The sequence below is a fragment of the Pseudomonas sp. BNK-15 genome (genome assembly GCF_047456105.1).
GTDB lineage: Bacteria > Pseudomonadota > Gammaproteobacteria > Pseudomonadales > Pseudomonadaceae > Aquipseudomonas > Aquipseudomonas putida_E.
The window spans coordinates 1,732,727-1,750,631 of record NZ_CP179898.1 but is presented as its reverse complement, the minus strand read 5'-3'; the positions used below and the strand labels follow the sequence as shown (position 1 = coordinate 1,750,631).

The 17,905-nt window shown below is 62.4% G+C and carries 17 protein-coding genes and 2 pseudogenes; 14 read left to right on the top strand and 5 right to left on the bottom strand.

Features of this window, described 5'->3' with window-relative positions; all coding sequences use genetic code 11:
- The first annotated feature begins 2 nt into the window (after positions 1-2).
- Positions 3-866, top strand: coding sequence for an ABC transporter permease (locus ACMGF5_RS08040; RefSeq protein ID WP_414157705.1), 864 nt, complete (start codon positions 3-5; stop codon positions 864-866).
- An 11-nt stretch (positions 867-877) separates the two neighbouring features.
- Here the strand turns inward: ACMGF5_RS08040 and ACMGF5_RS08035 are convergent, their stop codons facing one another.
- The gene (locus tag ACMGF5_RS08035) at positions 878-1,435 is read right to left on the bottom strand and encodes a WYL domain-containing protein (RefSeq protein ID WP_115273154.1); all 558 of its coding nucleotides are present in this window, start codon (positions 1,433-1,435) and stop codon (positions 878-880) included.
- Between the two features lie 206 nt (positions 1,436-1,641).
- On the opposite strand from ACMGF5_RS08035, the gene ACMGF5_RS08030 reads away from it, so the two are divergent.
- From ACMGF5_RS08030 to ACMGF5_RS07995, 8 genes and pseudogenes are all read left to right on the top strand, one after another.
- Positions 1,642-2,439: a tetratricopeptide repeat protein gene (locus tag ACMGF5_RS08030; protein ID WP_046788345.1), complete on the top strand. Its 798-nt coding sequence runs from the start codon at positions 1,642-1,644 to the stop codon at positions 2,437-2,439.
- A 102-nt stretch (positions 2,440-2,541) separates the two neighbouring features.
- On the top strand, positions 2,542-2,994 hold the full coding sequence (locus ACMGF5_RS08025; RefSeq protein ID WP_046788346.1) for a MarR family winged helix-turn-helix transcriptional regulator: 453 nt from the start codon (positions 2,542-2,544) through the stop codon (positions 2,992-2,994).
- Positions 2,991-5,078, top strand: a complete 2,088-nt coding sequence (locus ACMGF5_RS08020; protein ID WP_251962605.1) for an FUSC family protein — start codon at positions 2,991-2,993, stop codon at positions 5,076-5,078. Before ACMGF5_RS08025 ends, ACMGF5_RS08020 begins: the two co-directional genes overlap by 4 nt.
- Positions 5,075-5,287, top strand: a complete 213-nt coding sequence (locus ACMGF5_RS08015) for a DUF1656 domain-containing protein (RefSeq protein WP_251962606.1) — start codon at positions 5,075-5,077, stop codon at positions 5,285-5,287. The genes ACMGF5_RS08020 and ACMGF5_RS08015 overlap by 4 nt, the downstream gene beginning before the upstream one ends.
- The gene (locus ACMGF5_RS08010) at positions 5,284-6,159 is read left to right on the top strand and encodes an HlyD family secretion protein (protein WP_012316803.1); all 876 of its coding nucleotides are present in this window, start codon (positions 5,284-5,286) and stop codon (positions 6,157-6,159) included. Before ACMGF5_RS08015 ends, ACMGF5_RS08010 begins: the two co-directional genes overlap by 4 nt.
- The gene (locus ACMGF5_RS08005; RefSeq protein WP_414157704.1) at positions 6,156-7,577 is read left to right on the top strand and encodes an efflux transporter outer membrane subunit; all 1,422 of its coding nucleotides are present in this window, start codon (positions 6,156-6,158) and stop codon (positions 7,575-7,577) included. Before ACMGF5_RS08010 ends, ACMGF5_RS08005 begins: the two co-directional genes overlap by 4 nt.
- Before the next feature lie 100 nt (positions 7,578-7,677).
- Positions 7,678-8,658, top strand: a complete 981-nt coding sequence (locus tag ACMGF5_RS08000; protein ID WP_414157703.1) for an RHS repeat-associated core domain-containing protein — start codon at positions 7,678-7,680, stop codon at positions 8,656-8,658.
- 276 nt (positions 8,659-8,934) lie between these two features.
- Positions 8,935-9,121: pseudogene (locus tag ACMGF5_RS07995) on the top strand (hypothetical protein); the annotation flags it as partial.
- Between the two features lie 6 nt (positions 9,122-9,127).
- On the opposite strand, the gene ACMGF5_RS07990 reads toward ACMGF5_RS07995, so the two are convergent.
- Positions 9,128-9,583 carry an REP-associated tyrosine transposase gene (locus tag ACMGF5_RS07990; RefSeq protein WP_115273151.1) on the bottom strand — a complete coding sequence of 152 codons (456 nt, stop codon included), beginning with the start codon at positions 9,581-9,583 and terminating at the stop codon, positions 9,128-9,130.
- A gap of 517 nt (positions 9,584-10,100) precedes the next feature.
- Between ACMGF5_RS07990 and ACMGF5_RS07985 the strand changes: the two genes are divergently transcribed.
- From ACMGF5_RS07985 to ACMGF5_RS07975, 3 genes are all read left to right on the top strand, one after another.
- Positions 10,101-10,364: a hypothetical protein gene (locus ACMGF5_RS07985; protein ID WP_012316800.1), complete on the top strand. Its 264-nt coding sequence runs from the start codon at positions 10,101-10,103 to the stop codon at positions 10,362-10,364.
- Entirely contained in the window at positions 10,361-10,609 is a 249-nt protein-coding gene (locus ACMGF5_RS07980) for a DUF3077 domain-containing protein (RefSeq protein WP_115273150.1), read from the top strand. Before ACMGF5_RS07985 ends, ACMGF5_RS07980 begins: the two co-directional genes overlap by 4 nt.
- A gap of 288 nt (positions 10,610-10,897) precedes the next feature.
- On the top strand, positions 10,898-11,350 hold the full coding sequence (locus tag ACMGF5_RS07975; RefSeq protein ID WP_012316798.1) for a YaiI/YqxD family protein: 453 nt from the start codon (positions 10,898-10,900) through the stop codon (positions 11,348-11,350).
- On the opposite strand, the gene elbB is transcribed toward ACMGF5_RS07975, so the two are convergent.
- Positions 11,351-12,016: an isoprenoid biosynthesis glyoxalase ElbB gene (gene elbB, locus ACMGF5_RS07970; RefSeq protein ID WP_115273149.1), complete on the bottom strand. Its 666-nt coding sequence runs from the start codon at positions 12,014-12,016 to the stop codon at positions 11,351-11,353.
- A gap of 113 nt (positions 12,017-12,129) precedes the next feature.
- On the opposite strand from elbB, the pseudogene ACMGF5_RS07965 reads away from it, so the two are divergent.
- Positions 12,130-12,756 (top strand): annotated as a pseudogene (locus tag ACMGF5_RS07965) (sterol desaturase family protein); the annotation flags it as partial.
- Positions 12,757-13,257: 501 nt separating this feature from the next.
- Here ACMGF5_RS07965 and ACMGF5_RS07960 read toward each other — a convergent pair.
- Entirely contained in the window at positions 13,258-13,902 is a 645-nt protein-coding gene (locus ACMGF5_RS07960) for a DedA family protein (protein ID WP_012316795.1), read from the bottom strand.
- A gap of 275 nt (positions 13,903-14,177) precedes the next feature.
- Between ACMGF5_RS07960 and ppk1 the strand changes: the two genes are divergently transcribed.
- Entirely contained in the window at positions 14,178-16,358 is a 2,181-nt protein-coding gene (gene ppk1, locus ACMGF5_RS07955; protein WP_376778896.1) for a polyphosphate kinase 1, read from the top strand.
- Here the strand turns inward: ppk1 and ppx are convergent.
- The gene (ppx, locus tag ACMGF5_RS07950) at positions 16,345-17,847 is read right to left on the bottom strand and encodes an exopolyphosphatase (protein WP_414157702.1); all 1,503 of its coding nucleotides are present in this window, start codon (positions 17,845-17,847) and stop codon (positions 16,345-16,347) included. The genes ppk1 and ppx overlap by 14 nt on opposite strands.
- Positions 17,848-17,905: the final 58 nt, after the last annotated feature.

The following is a 17,905-nucleotide window of genomic DNA, read 5'->3' as shown; positions in this document are numbered from 1 at the left end:
CCATGACCACTACACCTGTACGTCAGGAATACGAGGTGCAGCTGGAGCCGCTGCTCAGTGTGCCTCTGGAACGCAACCTGTCGCTGGCCCAGCGCCTGTGGCAGCAAGGCTGGTTACGCAAGGCGGTGATCCTTGTGGCGATCGCAGCATTGTGGGAGGCCATTGCCCGCTACCAGGGGAATGACCTGCTGCTACCGAGTTTTTTGCAGACTGCCGCGGCGCTGTGGGACGGCCTGCGCAGCGGCGAGCTGCCGGCCAAGGTCGGCGTGTCGTTGGTGATCCTGCTCAAGGGGTACGTGCTGGGCATCGTGCTGGCTTTCGGCCTGACCAGCCTTGCGGTTTCCACCCAGCTGGGCCGCGACTTGTTGGGTACGTTGACCTCAATGTTCAACCCGCTGCCCGCGATTGCCCTGCTGCCGCTGGCTCTGCTGTGGTTCGGGCTGGGCGACAACAGCCTGATCTTCGTGCTGGTGCACTCGGTGCTTTGGGCGCTGGCGCTGAATACCTACGCGGGTTTTCTTGGCGTTTCTGAAACCTTGCGCATGGCTGGGCGCAACTATGGCCTCAAAGGGCTGCGGCTGGTGCTGCACATCCTGGTGCCCGCGGCACTGCCGTCGATCCTGTCGGGGCTGAAGATCGGCTGGGCATTTGCCTGGCGCACGCTGATCGCCGCCGAGCTGGTGTTCGGCGCGAGCAGCGGCAAGGGCGGGCTGGGTTGGTACATCTTCCAGAACCGCAACGAGCTGTATACCGACAAGGTTTTTGCCGGGTTGGCGGTGGTGATCCTGATCGGGCTGCTGGTCGAGGGGTTGGTGTTCAATACCCTGGAACGGGTGACCGTGCGGCGCTGGGGGATGCAGCGCTGATCTGTAGCGGCCTAATTTTGGTACTGCGCAGCCGCATTGCTCAGGGTCTTGGCAATCTCACTGCGCAGTTCATCCGGCTGCTCCACCTTCACCCCGTCCCCCTGGCTCAACACCCACCAGCGTAACGCCCAGCCATCTTCCATCGTGGCCTGCAGCCGATGCCCGTGCTCCAGGGCAGTCAGCTGCATGTCTGCACTCAACGGCTGATCACGTAACTGTCGTGCCACCCTGTCGTTGACCCAGGCTTGCAGCGCCAGCCCACCACCTTGCGCCGGCTGGAGCGCCTCACCGCGCAAGTAGCCCTGCAGGTCGAAATTCCCACGCAGCTCACCCAAGGCATTCGCCGACCAGTGCCAGCCGAACGGAATGCTCTTGTCGTTGCGCTCCAGCGGGAAGATCAACGACAGCTCATTGAGGTCGCGTTCCACCGTGCGTTTGCTGACGGTGAAACCCACATCGCGCAGGCGCCACACCAGTTCTGCGCTGGTAATGCCCGGGGAACGGCTGGGTAGCTGGCGCAGCAGCGCCCACTGACGGCTGAGGGTGGCGCGGGTGGTGGCGAACGGCAAAAGGTAACGTCCTTGTCTAGGCTTGCCGCATCAGGATGGCGGCATTAGTGGGTCATGGCAATTAGCCACGATCCGTTCAGATCAAGGAACCGCCAATTGGTTGCCTGGCGCCGAATCGTTCGCGACAGGTTTTGACGTGACGTCGCGCAGAATCACGCCTCATCACAGCCGCAGTAAGGCCTGTGGGTCGTTCAATGAGGATGAACATGTCAGCTGTCAGCAATATCCACTCGCTGCTCGCCCGTCTTCTGCCTGAGCAGGTCATTCCCGCGCCGACCCCCGCTGGCAGGCGGCAGCGGCTGTTCGCCGGGGTGGGGTTGCCCAGCCAGCGGGCGCTGCTGGTCAACCGCCTGGACGAAGCGGCGGACCTGCAAGCGGTGTATGCCGACCTGCGCCATCAAGCGCTGGCCGGCCATGTGGCGGCGCTCAATGACCTGGGCTGGGTCTGGCTCAATGGCAAGTACTGGCGTGCCGACACCGTGCTGGCCGGGCACCTGCTGCGCATGGCGGCCATGCAGGGCAATGCCGCGGCCTGGTTCAACCTGGGGCAGCAGCACTACTTCGGCAAGGGTGTGGAGGTTTCCTACGTCCAGGCCGCAGAGTGTTATCGACATGCTTTTGACCGGGGCATGCTCGATGCAGCTGCCGCACTCGGCGATTTGTACGAGGAAGAAGTCTGCGATGCGCAACTGGGCTGGCAGGTCGATCTGGCTCAGGCTTACCAGTGGTTTCTTCGTGGGGCCGAACGGGGCGAGGTGCGTTGCCGCTTCGAGGTGGGCTACCGTTTGTTGCATGGCCTGAGTGTGGACGCTGATATCAAGGCCGGGCTGTACTGGCTGGAGCTGGCGGCAGCGACCGGGGTCATGCAGGCGGCCGAGGAGCTGGCAGTGCATTTCAGCCGTTGCGATGCGGCGCGCTATCTGGATTGGCGGGATCGGGCAGTGCAGATGGGCAGTACATTGGCGCTGGCGATGAAGTTGGAGGACCAGGTTCAGCCTCAATGAACAACAATTCATGTATTCCCCCCGTCGCCCCCGGTTGACGACAGGGGGAGGGCCAGGCGTATATTGATAGTTAGCAAACTATGAATATCCTTGGTTCTTTACATGACGCTTGACTCACTGCGCCTGCAAGTCAGCACCGGCATGGTCGTTGCCGCCCGCCATTGGCGGCGCATTTGCCATACAGCCCTGACCAGCTACGGCATTTCCGAAGCCTGCGCCGCACCCTTGCTGATGATCGTGCGCCTGGGCGATGGCGTGCACCAGGTAGCCGTGGCTCAGGCCGCTGGCCTGGAAAGCCCGTCGCTTGTGCGCCTGCTTGACCAGCTGTGCAAGGCTGGCCTGGTATGCCGCAGCGAGGATCCGCTGGACCGCCGTGCCAAGGCCCTGAGCCTGACAGCCGAGGGCCGTGCCTTGGCCGAAGCCATCGAAGCCGAACTGGTGCGCGTACGCCACGAAGTGCTGCAGGGTATCGATGAGGCCGACCTGCATGCCGCCTTGCGCGTGCTCCGCGCCTTCGAGGCAGCAGGCCTTGGAAGCACTGGCGGGGTGGCATGAACGGTTTCTTCAGTTCGGTACCGCCGGCCCGCGACTGGTTCTATGGTGTGCGTACCTTTGCCGCGTCGATGATCGCGCTGTACATCGCACTGCTCATGCAGCTGCCGCGCCCCTACTGGGCGATGGCAACCGTCTACATCGTTTCCAGCCCATTCGTTGGGCCTACCAGCTCCAAGGCCCTGTATCGGGCCCTTGGCACGCTGCTCGGCGCTGGCGGGGCAATCTTCCTGGTGCCGCCGCTGGTGCAGTCGCCGTTGTTGCTGACCGTCGCGATCGCCCTGTGGACTGGCACATTGCTGTACCTCTCGCTGAACCTGCGCACCGCGAACAACTACGTGCTGATGCTGGCCGGCTATACGCTGCCAATGATCGCCCTGGCGGTGGTCGACAACCCGCTGGCAGTGTTCGACGTTGCTTCTTCACGTGCCCAGGAAATCTGCCTGGGGATTGTCTGCGCAGCCGTGGTCGGCGCGATTTTCTGGCCACGACGCCTGGCGCCCGTGGTGGTTGGCGCGACCGGAAGCTGGTTCAGCGAAGCGATCCGCTACAGCGATACCTACCTCGCCCGTGATGTTGCTGCGGACAAAGTGGGCGGCATGCGTGGTGCCATGGTTGCCACCTTCAACTCGCTGGAGTTGATGATTGGCCAGCTCGGCCACGAGGGTGCAGGCCCGCATACCTTGAAGAACGCCCGCGAGCTGCGCGGGCGCATGATCCATCTGCTGCCGGTGATCGACGCCCTTGACGACGCCCTGGTGGCGCTCGAAGGCCGCGCCCCGGCGCAGTTCGCCCAGCTGCAACCAGTGCTCGCCGCCGCCCGCGAATGGCTCGAGGGCACAGCACAAAGCGCCTCGGTAGCACGCTGGACTGCCCTGCACGAACAGATCGACCGCCTGCAGCCCGGCGCCGCCGCGCTCGACCAGCGCGCCGAATTGTTGCTGTCCAATGCGCTTTACCGGCTGACCGAATGGGCCGACCTGTGGCAGGACTGCTGTACCTTGCAGCACGCCTTGCGCACGGATGACGCCAAGCCCTGGCGCGCGGTCTACCGCCACTGGCGCCTGGGCCGCCTGACACCGTTCTTCGACCGTGGCCTGATGCTTTATTCGGTGGTTTCCACCGTGCTGGCAATCATCGTCGCCTGCGGCCTGTGGATCGGCCTGGGCTGGAACGACGGCGCCAGCGCGGTGATCCTCGCCGCCGTGTCGTGCAGCTTCTTCGCCGCCATGGACGACCCGGCACCGCAGATCTACCGGTTCTTTTTCTGGACGTTGATGTCGGTCATCTTCTCCAGCCTGTACCTGTTCCTGGTGTTGCCCAACCTGCACGATTTCCCGATGCTGGTGCTGGCCTTCGCGGTGCCGTTCATCTGCGTCGGCACCCTGACCGTGCAGCCACGCTTCTACCTGGGCACCTTGCTGACCATCGTCAACACCTCGACCTTCATCAGTATCCAGGGCGCCTACGACGCCGATTTCTTCACCTTCCTCAACTCCAACCTGGCAGGCCCTGCAGGGCTTCTGTTCGCATTCATCTGGACCCTGGTGATGCGCCCGTTCGGTGTGGAACTGGCCGCCAAACGCATGACTCGCTTCGCCTGGCGGGACATCGTCGAGATGACTGCCCCGGCGACCCTGGCCGAACGTCGCCAGCTCGGCGTGCAGATGCTCGACCGCCTGATGCAGCACCTGCCGCGCCTGTCGCAGACCGGCCAGGACAGTGGCGCAGCCCTGCGCGACCTGCGCGTGGGCCTGAACCTGCTCGACCTGCTGGCCTACCTGCCGCGTGCAGGCACCCAGGCCCGCGAGCGCCTGCAAACGGTGATCGAGGAAGTGGGCGGCCACTACGCTGCGTGCCTGCGTGCCGGTCAGCGCCTGCATGCCCCTGCACCGCTGCTGCGCAACATGGAGCGGGCACGCCTGGCGCTGAACCTGGATGAACTGTACGAACGTGGCGATGCCCGCACGCACCTGCTGCATGCCCTGAGCGGCCTGCGCCTGGCATTGCTGCCGGGTGTCGAGGTGATGCTCGAGCCTGCCGAACAACCGCAACTGCCCCCCGGGCTCGACGGAGCGCCCCTGTGATCGGTGAACTGGATATCAGCGGGGTGTTCCTGCCCACGCTGCTGGTGATGATGGTCTGCACCTACCTGCTGTTTCTCGGGGTGCACGCGGTGCTGGTGCGCCTGCACTTCTACCACCTGGTCTGGCACCGGGCGTTGTTCAACGTTGCTTTGTATGCCGTGCTGCTTGGCGCGGTGGACCATTTTTGCCGAAGCCTGATGCTGCCATGAAAAAACCTTTGCTGACCCTGGGCCGTGTGGTCCTGACCTTGCTGGTAGTGACCTTCGCCGCCGTGCTCGTGTGGCAGATGGTGGTGTACTACATGTTCGCCCCCTGGACCCGCGACGGCCACATCCGCGCCGACGTGATCCAGATCGCCCCGGATGTTTCCGGGTTGATCCAGAAAGTCGAAGTGCGTGACAACCAGACCGTCAAGCGCGGCGACGTGCTGTTCACCATCGACCAGGACCGCTTCACCCTGGCGCTGCGCCAGGCCAAGGCGACCCTTGGCGAACGCCAGGAAACCCTGGCCCAGGCCTCTCGCGAAGCGCAGCGCAACCGCAAGCTGGGCAACCTGGTGGCGGCCGAGCAACTGGAAGAAAGCCAGTCCCGCGAGGCCCGTGCCCGTTCGGCGGTGAGCGAGGCCCAAGTGGCGGTCGACACCGCCCAGCTCAACCTGGACCGTTCGGTGGTGCGCAGCCCGGTGGACGGTTACCTCAACGACCGCGCGCCGCGAAACCACGAATTCGTCACGGCCGGCCGCCCCGTGCTTTCGGTCGTCGACAGTGCTTCGTATCACGTCGATGGCTATTTCGAAGAGACCAAATTGGGCGGCATCCACATTGGCGATGCCGTGGACATCCGCGTAATGGGCGACAACACTCGCCTGCGTGGCCACGTGCAGAGCTTTGCCGCCGGTATCGAGGACCGCGATCGCAGCAGCGGCAGCAACCTGCTGCCCAACGTCAACCCGGCGTTCAGCTGGGTGCGCCTGGCCCAGCGGATCCCGGTGCGCATCGCCTTCGATGAAGTGCCGCAAGACTTCCGCATGATCGCCGGGCGTACCGCCACGGTGTCGATCATCGAGGGCCCGCGCCCATGAAACAGCTGATCCTGGCTGGCTTTTGCCTGTCTCTTGGTGCCTGCATGATGGTAGGCCCGGACTACGAAGTGCCCAAGGACGCGGCAGTGCAGCGCAGCGACCTCGGTGGGCCGCTGCGCCAGGATGCCGCCAGCGTCGTGTCGGCGCCGGTACCCGAGGACTGGTGGCAGCTGTATCAGGATCAACGCCTCAATGAGCTGGTGCGCCAGGCGTTGAGTGCCAACACCGAACTGCGCGTGGCTGCGGCCAACATTGCCAAGGCCCGTGCGCAGGTCGAGGTAGCCCAGTCCCAGGGTGGATTCAACGGTGGCATCAAAGCCGGAGCCCAGCGGTTGCAGGAGTCTGGCGAGGCATTTTTGCTGACCGAGAAGGTGCCAGTGGCCAACATCGGTGATGCGATCATCAGCGCTTCCTACCAGTTTGACCTCTGGGGTACCTTCAAGCGTGGCACCGAAGCGGCCAAAGCCAATGCCGACGCTGTGCAGGCCGCTGCCGATACCGCCCGCATCACGTTGGTGGCCGATGTGGTCAAGGCCTACACCCAGGTGTGTTCGGCCAACGAGGAATACCACATCGCCCGCGAGTCGCTCGGCTTGCAGCAGCAGAGCGTGCAGCTCAACCAGCGCCTGCGTGATGCTGGCCGGGGTGACGAAACCCAGGTCACTCGCTCGCAGACCCAGTTCAAATCGCTGCGCGCAGAGTTGCCGCGCTTCAAGGCCGAGCGTGAAACCGGCCTGTATACCTTGGCCGCGCTGCTGGCCAAGCCTGTGGAGCAACTGCCTGCCGGCACTGCCGAGTGTGCCGAGCTGCCACACCTGAACCAGCTGTTGCCGGTCGGTGATGGCGCCGCGCTGCTCAAGCGCCGCCCCGACGTGCGCCAGGCCGAGCGCCAGTTGGCGGCATCTACAGCGAATATCGGCGTGGCCACGGGCGCCCTGTATCCCGACATCAGCATCGGTGCCCAGGTTGGTACCATCGGTATTCTCGAGAACCTGGGTGAGCCTGCGACCAACCGCTGGGGCTTCGGCCCGCAGATCAGCTGGAACATCCCCACCAACGGCACCCGTGCCCGCATTCGCATGGCTGAGGCTTCGACCCAGGCGGCGCTGGCGCATTTCGACGGCGTGGTGCTCAACGCCATTCGCGAAACCCAGACCCGCCTGGCCCAGTACAGCGCCTTGCTCGACCGGCGTGATGCGCTGGCCGAGGCGGAGAAGTCGGCAAAAGAAGCGGCGGACCAGACGCACCGCTATTACCAGGCGGGGCGTGAGTCATTCCTGGCGGACTTGCAGGCGACACGGACCTACACGGACATGCGCGCGCAGCTGGCGGCGGCCAATAGCCAGGTGGCGATGGGGCAGATCGGTGTGTTCCTGGCGTTGGGCGGTGGGTGGAAGGGCGCTGCGGTGAAGCAGTGAGGGCGGAACAGGGTCGTGGCGATACCTGTCACTTTTGCCAGTAGCGAGCTGCCACGAACTGCATCAGCATGGTCTGGGCCCGATACGAGGTCAAACCACCATGAGCCAGAACACGCAGGGTCGAGAACTGTCCTGTACCCAGTTTTTTTACGCGCAAGACCGGCTTGTGACACAGGTGGAGGGCCAGTCAACGCGAACGGTGTTGCGGGCGAGGGGCTTACTGTTAGCGCAGTTGCGTTGTGACGACAACGCACTGCAAACCGTAGTGCTTACGATGGACGCCAAAGACTCTGTGCTCATGGCTTCGGTAAGCGGCGAAGCACAAAGTTTTGCCTACCCACCTTACGGCTCCAAGCAGGAAAGCGCCGATCTCCCAGGGTTGCCCGGTTTCAATGGAGAAACACGGGACGCTGTGACAGGGCACTATTTTCTAGGTTTGGGCTATCGTCTGTACAACCCTGTGCTGATGCGCTTTCAAAGTACTGACAGCTTGAGCCCATTTGGCGAGGGTGGGTTGAATGGCTATGCGTATGTCTCCGGTGATCCTGTCAATTTCAGTGACCCGACCGGGCATATGCCTACTAAGGGAGTATTGCCGGCACACATGAAAAGGCCTCACTCATTGATTGTGTCTCCCAATTCGCAGAAGACCCGCGCTTCGAGGAAGCCTGCGATGAACCGATCTATTTCGACTGCCTCCAACTCGTCATTATTATCCTCCCCCTCCCCCTTGTCAGGAGGGAGCCCTCCATTGGGTGAACGGTACAGCTCACCAAGCTCTGTATTTTCAAACGCATTCTCAGAAGAAAACCAAGGCTGGAAACTAAACAAGGCGGACGTGAGAAAAAATTTGAAAGTACTGACTAAAGTTGAGCAGCAGAAATTCGATGAATTTCAAAATTCGATTCACAATAAGGGGCTGCCGCCTTGGGAAGCTGTATTGCCTTTAGGTGATGTAGACTACAAACTTTATAGGAAAGATTTAGGGATTTATCAGTTCCGCCTCAATGGCGGTACCCGTGTTCACTTTGAGGTGGAGGGTAAAACCGTGATTATTCGCCAGGTGGGAGGGCATGCGTAGCGTACGCGGCATATTGCCAACCCTGCAGTCGTAAGAAATTTCCGAATATAAAACCAAATGCTTCAGTCGAATTATCCTACGGCGTCTGTCGGAAGGTGTCGTTTTGGCTGGAAAGTGTTCCCGGAATACTGTGCTCAGGTCACCTTGCAAGGCGATCGGGCGTGAGACACTCGGTTTAAACGTGAGTAGCCGACAGCCTTCATTGCGGAAATCCTCACTTCGGCATCATCAGGCAAATGTTTCTCACGCTACAAAGAAAATTATGATTTTTAGGGTTTGCTCGACTATATCGGTGCCGACTATCCGCCGACCGTGCGTGACGGCCAGTTGGGCGCGCGCCTGGCCGTGGCCTACGAAGTCCGTCAGGCGCCGGTGATTACCCCCGGACCCCGCCCGTGGTGCTTCGTTGTATGCACACAACTGCTCGATCTGCCACGGTGACACGGGGCAGGCGATGTGGCCATGGCAGTCAAACCCAGATCGCGTCCCAATGCGGATAATCCCCCACCCGCTCAACCAGACCTGCGCGCTTAGGGTTCAAGACGATGTACCGCGCCACAGCCTGCACGTCTTCTTCTCGCCGCAACGCCCGGTCATGAAACCCCTTCTGCCAAAGCCTCCCATATCGCCCGAGATGGCGGTTGATGGCACAGGTGCTGTGCGACTTCACCCGGCGCATCAACGTTTTCAGGCTCACCGGCCCCAGCTCGATCAACCAGTGGAAATGATCAGGCATTACCACCCAGGCTAAAGACCGCGCCGCACCTTCTGCCTCGGCCTGGCGTAGCTGGCTGACCAACAAGCGGGCCGAGTGAAACCCACCCAGTACAGGGGCCCTGTGCAATGTGGTGCTGGTGAGAAGGTACAACCGATGCCTTTCTGAGAACCGGCCAAGCCTTAGCTGATTTGAATGGGGACGATCCATGTTCCCTGCCTCCTATGGTTTGCCTGTGAGGCTAGTAGCGACGGTTTTATCAGGTTGGACGCAATTGGTACCTGCTGTTTCCGCGGGGTGGCCAATCGCCGGCAAGCCCACAGGGAACGCGCAGTTCTTGAGGTCTGCACTGTACTTGTGGGAGCCGGCTTGCCGGCGATCGAGGGCGAAGCCCTCGCAGCAGTCGCAAGCCGTAAGACATTTCTGAACCTGAAACCAAATGCTTCTGTTCGTTCACTCTGGCGACTTATCCTACGACGCCTATCGGAAGGTGCCGTCTTGGCTGGCAAGCGCTCCGGGAATAATGTCCTCGGGTCGCCTCGCAAGGCGATCGGGCGTGAGACACCCGGTTCACATTCGGTAGCGCCGCTCCATGGCGGTCGTGCGCGGGCAGGCTTCGGTCTGGCCGGGGTTACCGTATGTCCCGGGTCTCACCCCGTGCACGACTGCCACCCAAATCCGTGAGACGAGGAGGAAGGCAGGTCAGCCCAACATACGGAGATCCGCCATGAAAAAGCTCGTCCCAGATCCACCTCCATCCGCCCTGCTTCTGCTCGACCCTCCCGCCATCTCGCTCCCGGAACCGCCCAACACCCAAGAGTGCAACGCACTAATCTGCGCTTTGACCCTGACCATCAAACAGACCTCCAGCGTGCTGCTCGACAGCCCGCAAGGCCCTGTGCGTGACGCCATGGGCATGAACATCCGCCTGCTGTGCCGGATGATCAATGCGCTGAACGAGCACGCCGGTGCGCAAGGAGCATCACAATGAGCGAGGGCCTCAACCAAGCATCAACGGCAGGCGTAGAAACCTTCGACCTGTTCAGCCTCAGGCCTGATGTTCCGTTCGATCATGCGTTCTCGCAGCTTTCCGTACTGCTCGGCTGCATCCGCCACCTCACCACCGAAGCAGAAATGGAAAACGACCGCATCGCTGGCAGCGCGGCGCGGATTCTCAGCGAGATGGCCAAGGCATTGATCGATGATCTGGAGCGGGGGATGAACGAGGCTCACTGAGGCTGCGCAGGCTCCATTTGTTGCGATTGCTGCTTCTGCAACTGCACAGGGCCGTTGAAATAGATGTGCCATTGCGTGTTTCTTTCGCCGGGACGAGTAACATGGCCGTTTCGGGGCTGCTACGCAGCCCATCGCCGGCAAGCCAGCTCCCACAGGTACAGCGCAGAGCTCAAGAGCTGCGCGATACCTGTGGGAGCTGGCTTGCCGGCGATGGGCCGCAAAGCGGCCCCAAATCGCTCAACTGAACGGCATCGGGCAAAGCCCCTCCTGCTTCAAGAGGAAAACGCAATGCGCATATGGATCGACGCCGACGCCTGCCCCAAGGCAGCCAAGGACCTGATCGTCAAATTCGCCCTCAAGCGCAAGCTCGAGGTGGTCATGGTGGCCGGGCAGGCCGTGGCCAAACCGGCCTTCGCCGTTGTGCGGCTGATCGTGGTACCCAGCGGCATGGATGCCGCCGATGATTACCTGGTCGAGCACGCCGTGCCAGGTGAGCTGGTCATCTGCAGCGACGTGCCGCTGGCCGACCGCCTGATCAAGAAGGGGGTAGCGGCGCTGGACCCACGCGGCCGTGAATTCGACGAGCGCAACATGGGCGACCGGCTGGCAGTGCGCAACCTGTTTACCGAGTTGCGCGAGCAGGGCCAGGCCGGCGGAGGGCAGGGGCCTTATGGCGAACGCGAAAAGCAGGCGTTCGCCAATGCGCTGGACCGTATTCTGGCCCGCTTGGCCAAGGGCTGATCAGTCAGCCTCGTGGGTCATTTCCAGCACGCGATCCACCAGCTTGTAAATGCCGCCAGCCGCCTCGCTGATCGACTTGGCCACCATGTACGCCGGCGTGGTCACCAGCTTGCGCTGGGTGTCCTCAACGATGTCATGCACATCGCACTCTTCATGGGTGCCACCCATCTTGGTCACCGCAGCAGCAGTATCGGCATCGTTCCCGATGGTGCAGACCACGCCAGGGCCGTAGATCTTGGCCGCCAGTGCCGGTGAAATGCACATCAGGCCAACCGGCTTGCAAGCTTCGGCAAAGGCCTCGGCCAAGGCCAGTACCTGCGGGTTGACCGTGCAATCGCTACCTTCGACGGCAAAGTCGGACAGGTTCTTCGCCGCCCCGAAACCACCCGGCACGATCAGCGCGTCGAAGTCCTCGGCCCTGGCCTCGCTGATGTCCTTGACCTCGCCGCGGGCGATGCGCGCCGATTCCACCAGTACATTGCGCGACTCAGGCATCTGCTCACCGGTGAGGTGGTTGATCACATGCATCTGCGCGATGTTCGGCGCGAAGCACTGCACCTGTGCGCCGCGCTGGTCGAGGCGCAGCAGGGTGATCACGCTTTCATGGATTTCGGCGCCATCGTAGACGCCACAGCCGGAAAGAATCACCGCTACTTTTTTCGTCATGCTCATTACTCCAGTGTCGAGGCGCTAAATGTCCTCTAGTTTGGCAGATGTGGCCATAGGGGTTGCCTTGGGTGCATCCTAATCTGTGTGGATACCCTTCGAGGCAGCTGTCCATGGACCTGATTCTGCTGGCCGTACCGTTCTTTTTCGTGCTGATCGCGGTTGAACTGGTCGCCGACCATGTGCGCGGCCAGCGCAATTTCACGCTGGCCGATTCGATCAACAGCCTGAGCACCGGCGTGCTGTCCACCAGTACCGGGCTGCTGACCAAGGGGGCAGGGCTGGTGACCTATGCACTGGCGTGGGAGCATCTGGCGCTGCTGCACCTGCCGGACCACGCCGTCTGGGTCTGGTTGGTGGCGTTCGTGCTGTACGACTTCTGCTATTACTGGCTGCACCGCTTGGGGCATGAGCGCAATGTGCTGTGGGCAGCCCATTCGGTGCATCACCAGAGCGAGGAGTACAACCTCACCACCGCGTTGCGCCAGACCAGTAGCGGCTTCCTTTTTTCGTGGATCTTCTACCTGCCGCTGGCGCTGATCGGCGTGTCGCCAGGGGTGTTCATTACAGTGGCGTCGCTCAACCTGCTGTACCAGTTCTGGGTGCACACCCGGCACATTCCCAAGTTGGGCTGGCTCGAATGGATACTGATCACACCGTCCAACCATCGCGTCCACCATGCGCAAAATACTGTTTACTTGGATCGCAACTACGGCGGTGTGTTCATTCTTTGGGACCGTCTGTTTGGCACCTTCAAGGAAGAAGACCCGGCCGAGCCGGTGGTGTTTGGCGTGACCACGCCGTTGGCCAGCTGGAACCCGTTGTGGGCCAACCTGCAGTTCTATGCCCAGCTCTGGGACGATGCCCGGCGCACCGATAGCCTGTGGGACAAACTGCGTATCTGGTTCATGCCCACTGGCTGGCGGCCGGCGGATGTGGCCGCGCGTTATCCACAGGCCAAGCAGAACCTGGCGCTGTTCCGTAAGTTCGAGGTTGCCCTGGGGCGGGCGCAGCAGGTTTATGTGGTGCTGCAGTTCGCCGTTTACGTGGCATTGGGCAGCTACCTGATGGGTGTTGCAGAGCAGGTGCCGACGGCGGCCCTGGTGCTGGGCTGGTCGGTGATGGCGCTGGGGTTGTTTGCCTTGGGCGCGGCCCTGGAAAATCGGCCGTGGGCAGGGCGCCTGGAGCTGGCGCGCCTGTTGTTGAATGCGCCCGCGCTGTATCTGGCTGGCGCTTTGGGCTTAGGGGTTGTCACGCCCTTGGTCTGGGCCCTGCTCGCGCTTTACAGCCTGCTCAGCCTCGGCGGCCTGGGCCTGTGCCGCGGCCTTGCGCTCGGCGCGCAAGGTGCGAAAACGCCGCCGCAGCCACAGCAGGGCGCCGAGCAGCAGCAGGCCACCGAGCACCCATAGCTCGTACTTCTTCACGTTGCCCAGCATGCCTTCAAGAATGGCGCCGAAGTGGTACGCGGCTGCGCCCAGGGCCAAGGCCCAGACGGCTGCGCCGATGCCGTTGAGCAGCAGATAACGGCGGGGTGGGTAGCCGGACAGGCCGATAGCCACGGGCATGACCGTGCGCAGGCCATAGACGAAGCGGAAGCTCAGTACCCAGATGTCGGGGTGGCGGCGGATATGTTCCAGCGCCCGGTCGCCCATGGCCTGCCAGCGCGGCTTGCGCGCCAGGATCTTGCGCCCGTGGCGGCGGCCCATGAAGTACCACAGCTGGTCGCCGGCATAGCTGCCGAAGAACGCCACGATCACCACCAGGCTGATGTCCATGTACCCGCGGAACGCAAGGAATCCTGCAAGCACCAGGATGGTCTCGCCTTCAAAGAAGGTGCCTAGAAAAAGGGCAAAATAGCCGAAATCCTGCAGGAATTGTTGAAGCATTTTCTGAGGTGCTGGCGAAATGAACGCGCAGCCTACCCCTTCACGCGCGTTCGTGAAAGTGTCCAGATGTGTCTCGACGTGAACAATTCGTACAAGGACAATGGCTTCAGCCACAAGTCGCGGGCTTGCCTATAGATGTAACACAGACGTCATAATGGCCGCTTATCGTCCCGCTCAATTGATGATAGGGCGTTAACGTCCTCCAGGAACGCCAGATGAATAATGAAGTGCTAACCCCTGTCGCGATCAAGGACGCCCAGGCGGTCCCCGAAGAGATGGTGCAGACCCCGCCGGATCTGCCAGAGGCCCCGGAGCCTGCAGTAGAGGCCGCACCCCCCGCGCCCGTGCATGCTGCCCCCGCGCCGGCCATCGCCATCCCGAGCCTGGACGACAGCAGCCTGTACATTCATCGCGAGCTGTCGCAGCTGCAGTTCAACATCCGCGTGCTGGAGCAGGCGCTGGATGAGTCCTACCCGCTGCTCGAGCGCCTGAAATTCCTGCTGATCTTCTCCAGCAACCTCGATGAGTTCTTCGAGATCCGCGTGGCGGGCTTGAAGAAGCAGATCAACTTTGCTCGTGAACAGGCCGGTGCCGACGGCCTGCAGCCGCATCAGGCGCTGGCGCGCATCAGCGAGCTGGTGCACACCGAAGTTGATCGCCAGTACGCGATCCTCAATGATGTGTTGCTGCCGGAACTGGAAAAGCACGCGATCCGCTTCATCCGCCGCCGGTACTGGACGCCCAAGCTAAAGACCTGGGTGCGCCGCTACTTCCGTGACGAGATTGCACCGATCATCACCCCGATCGGTCTGGACCCGACGCACCCGTTCCCGTTGCTGGTGAACAAGAGCCTTAACTTCATCGTAGAACTCGAAGGCGTCGATGCCTTCGGTCGTGATTCGGGCCTGGCGATCATCCCGGCACCGCGCCTGCTGCCGCGGGTCATTCGTGTGCCGGAAGAGGTCGGTGGCCCTGGGGACAACTACGTGTTCCTGTCCTCGATGATCCACGCCCATGCCGACGACCTGTTCCAGGGCATGAAGGTCAAGGGTTGCTACCAGTTCCGCCTGACCCGTAACGCCGACCTGGCGCTGGATTCGGAAGAAGTCGACGACCTGGCGCGCGCCCTGCGCGGTGAGCTGTTCTCGCGCCGATACGGCGATGCCGTGCGCCTGGAAGTGGCCGACACCTGCCCCAAGCACCTGTCCGACTACCTGCTCAAGCAGTTCAGCCTGAGCGAGAGCGAGTTGTACCAGGTCAACGGCCCGGTCAACCTGACCCGCCTGTTCAGCATCACCGGCCTGGACAGCCACCCGGAGCTGCAGTACACGCCGTTCACCCCGGCGATCCCCAAGCTGCTGGTCAACGCCGACAACATCTTCAGTGTCATCAGCAAGCAGGACATCCTGCTGATGCACCCGTTCGAGTCCTTCACTCCTGTGGTCGACCTGCTGCGCCAGGCCGCCAAGGACCCGCACGTGCTCGCCGTTCGTCAGACGCTGTACCGCTCCGGCGCCAACTCGGAAATTGTCGACGCGCTGGTGGATGCAGCACGAAACGGCAAGGAAGTCACCGCGGTGATCGAGTTGCGCGCGCGCTTTGACGAAGAGTCCAACCTGCAGATGGCCAGCCGCCTGCAGGCTGCCGGCGCCGTGGTGATATATGGCGTGGTTGGCTTCAAGACCCATGCCAAGATGATGCTGATCCTGCGCCGCGAGCAGGGCGAGATCGTCCGCTACGCCCACCTGGGCACCGGTAACTACCACGCCGGTAATGCTCGCCTGTACACCGACTACAGCCTGCTGACCTCCGACGATGCCCTCACCGAGGACGTCGGCAAGCTGTTCAGCCAGTTGATCGGCATGGGCAAGACCTTGCGCATGAAAAAACTGCTGCACGCGCCGTTCACCCTGAAAAAGGGCATGCTCGACATGATTGCCCGGGAAACCCAGTTCGCCCTGGAAGGCAAACCCGCGCACATCATCGCCAAGTTCAACTCGCTGACCGATGCCAAGGTCATCAAGGCCCTGTACAAGGCCAGCCAGTCGGGCGTGAAGATCGACCTGGTGGTGCGTGGCATGTGCTGCTTGCGCCCAGGCATCCCGGGGGTTTCGCACAATATCCAGGTGCGCTCGATCATCGGCCGCTTCCTGGAGCATACCCGGGTGTTCTACTTCCTCAACGGCGGCGAAGAGCAGATCTACCTGTCCAGCGCCGACTGGATGGAGCGCAACCTCGACAAGCGTGTCGAGACCTGCTTCCCGGTGGAGGGCAAGAAGCTGTTGCTGCGGGTGAAGAAGGAGCTGGAAGGCTACCTGACCGACAACACCCATGCCTGGACGCTGCAGCCCGACGGGCGCTATGTGCGCAGCAGCCCGACCGGCAACCAGAACCCGCGCAGTGCCCAGGCGACCCTGCTGGAGCGCCTGAGCAACCCGGTACTTAACGTACGCTGAGGACGAAGTTGACCCGGGCCAGCCACTCCGCCTCGTTGGCGAAGTCGGCCTGGGTCAGCTGGTTCTGCTCCAGCCAGCCGGCCGGGAAGGCCACGTCGAGGCTATTGTCTGCGGCCTGCAGTTGCACCTTGGGCATCTGTTGGGTGCCACGGATGTGGTGGAACAGAATGGCGAAGCGCAGCAGTACGCACAGGCGCAGCAGTTTCACGCCTTCATCGCCGAGTTCGGCGAACTTGTCCTTGGGGATGTTGCGGCGGTGGCCACGTACCAGCAGCGCCATCATCTGCTGGTCTTCACGCGAGAAGCCCGACAGGTCGGAGTGCTCGATCAGGTAGGCACCATGCTTGTGGTAGTGGTAATGGGCAATGTCCAGGCCAATTTCGTGAATTTTGGCTGCCCAGCCCAGTAGATCGCGCCAGTTACCCTCTTCAAGGCCCCATGCCTTGGCCACTTGGTCAAAGGCGTGCAGCGCCTTGCGCTCGACGCGCGCAGCCTGGCCCTGATCGACGTGGTAGCGCTCCATCAACGAGTTCAGGGTGCGTTCGCGCACGTCTTCGTGGTGGTGGCGGCCAAGCAGGTCGAACAGCACACCTTCACGCAGCGCGCCATCGCAATGGTCCATGCGTTGCAGTTCCAGCGCGTCGAAAATCGCCTCGAGAATCGCCATGCCGGCCGGGAAGATGGCGCGGCGGTCGGGTTTGACCCCGTCGAAGTCGATCTTGTCGGCCTCGCCCAGTTTGAACAGCTTGCGTTTGACCCACGCCAGCCCCTCGGCGTTGACCTCGCCATTGCCCAGGCCAGCGGCCTTGATGGCGGCGCCGATGGCACGGATGGTCCCGGAGGAGCCTATCGCTTCATCCCAGGTCAGGCGATGCAGGGCATTCTCGATGCTCATCAGCTCCAGGCGCGCGGCAGTGTAGGCCTGGGCGTAGCGGGCCGGGGTGATCTTGCCATCGCGGAAATAGCGCTGGGTGAAGCTGACGCAGCCCATCTGCAGGCTTTCACGCAGCAGCGGCTCAAAGCGCTGGCCGATGATGAACTCGGTGCTGCCACCGCCGATATCGGCGACCAGGCGTTTACCAGGGGTGTCGGCCAGGGTGTGGGACACGCCCAGGTAGATCAGGCGCGCTTCTTCGCGGCCGGAGATCACTTCCACGGGGTGGCCGAGGATCACTTCGGCACGCTGGATGAATTCGTTGCGGTTGCGCGCCTCGCGCAGGGCGTTGGTGCCAACGATGCGCACGGCCCCCGCAGGCATGCCGTTGATCAGCTGGGCAAAGCGCTTCAGGCATTCCAGGCCCCGGACCATGGCTTCTTCGCTGAGCATGCGTGCTTCGTCGATGCCAGCGGCGAGCTGAACCTTTTCCCCGAGCCGCTCCAGGATGCGGATCTCGGTATGGTGAGCCTTGGCCACGACCATGTGGAAACTGTTGGAGCCCAGGTCGATGGCGGCAATCAGGGACAGGTTCTTCGCTAAGGTATGCGGCATGATCTGAGTAGTCTCGGTCGGTAACCCGGCAATCGTGCCACGTTAGCAGGCTGTCGCC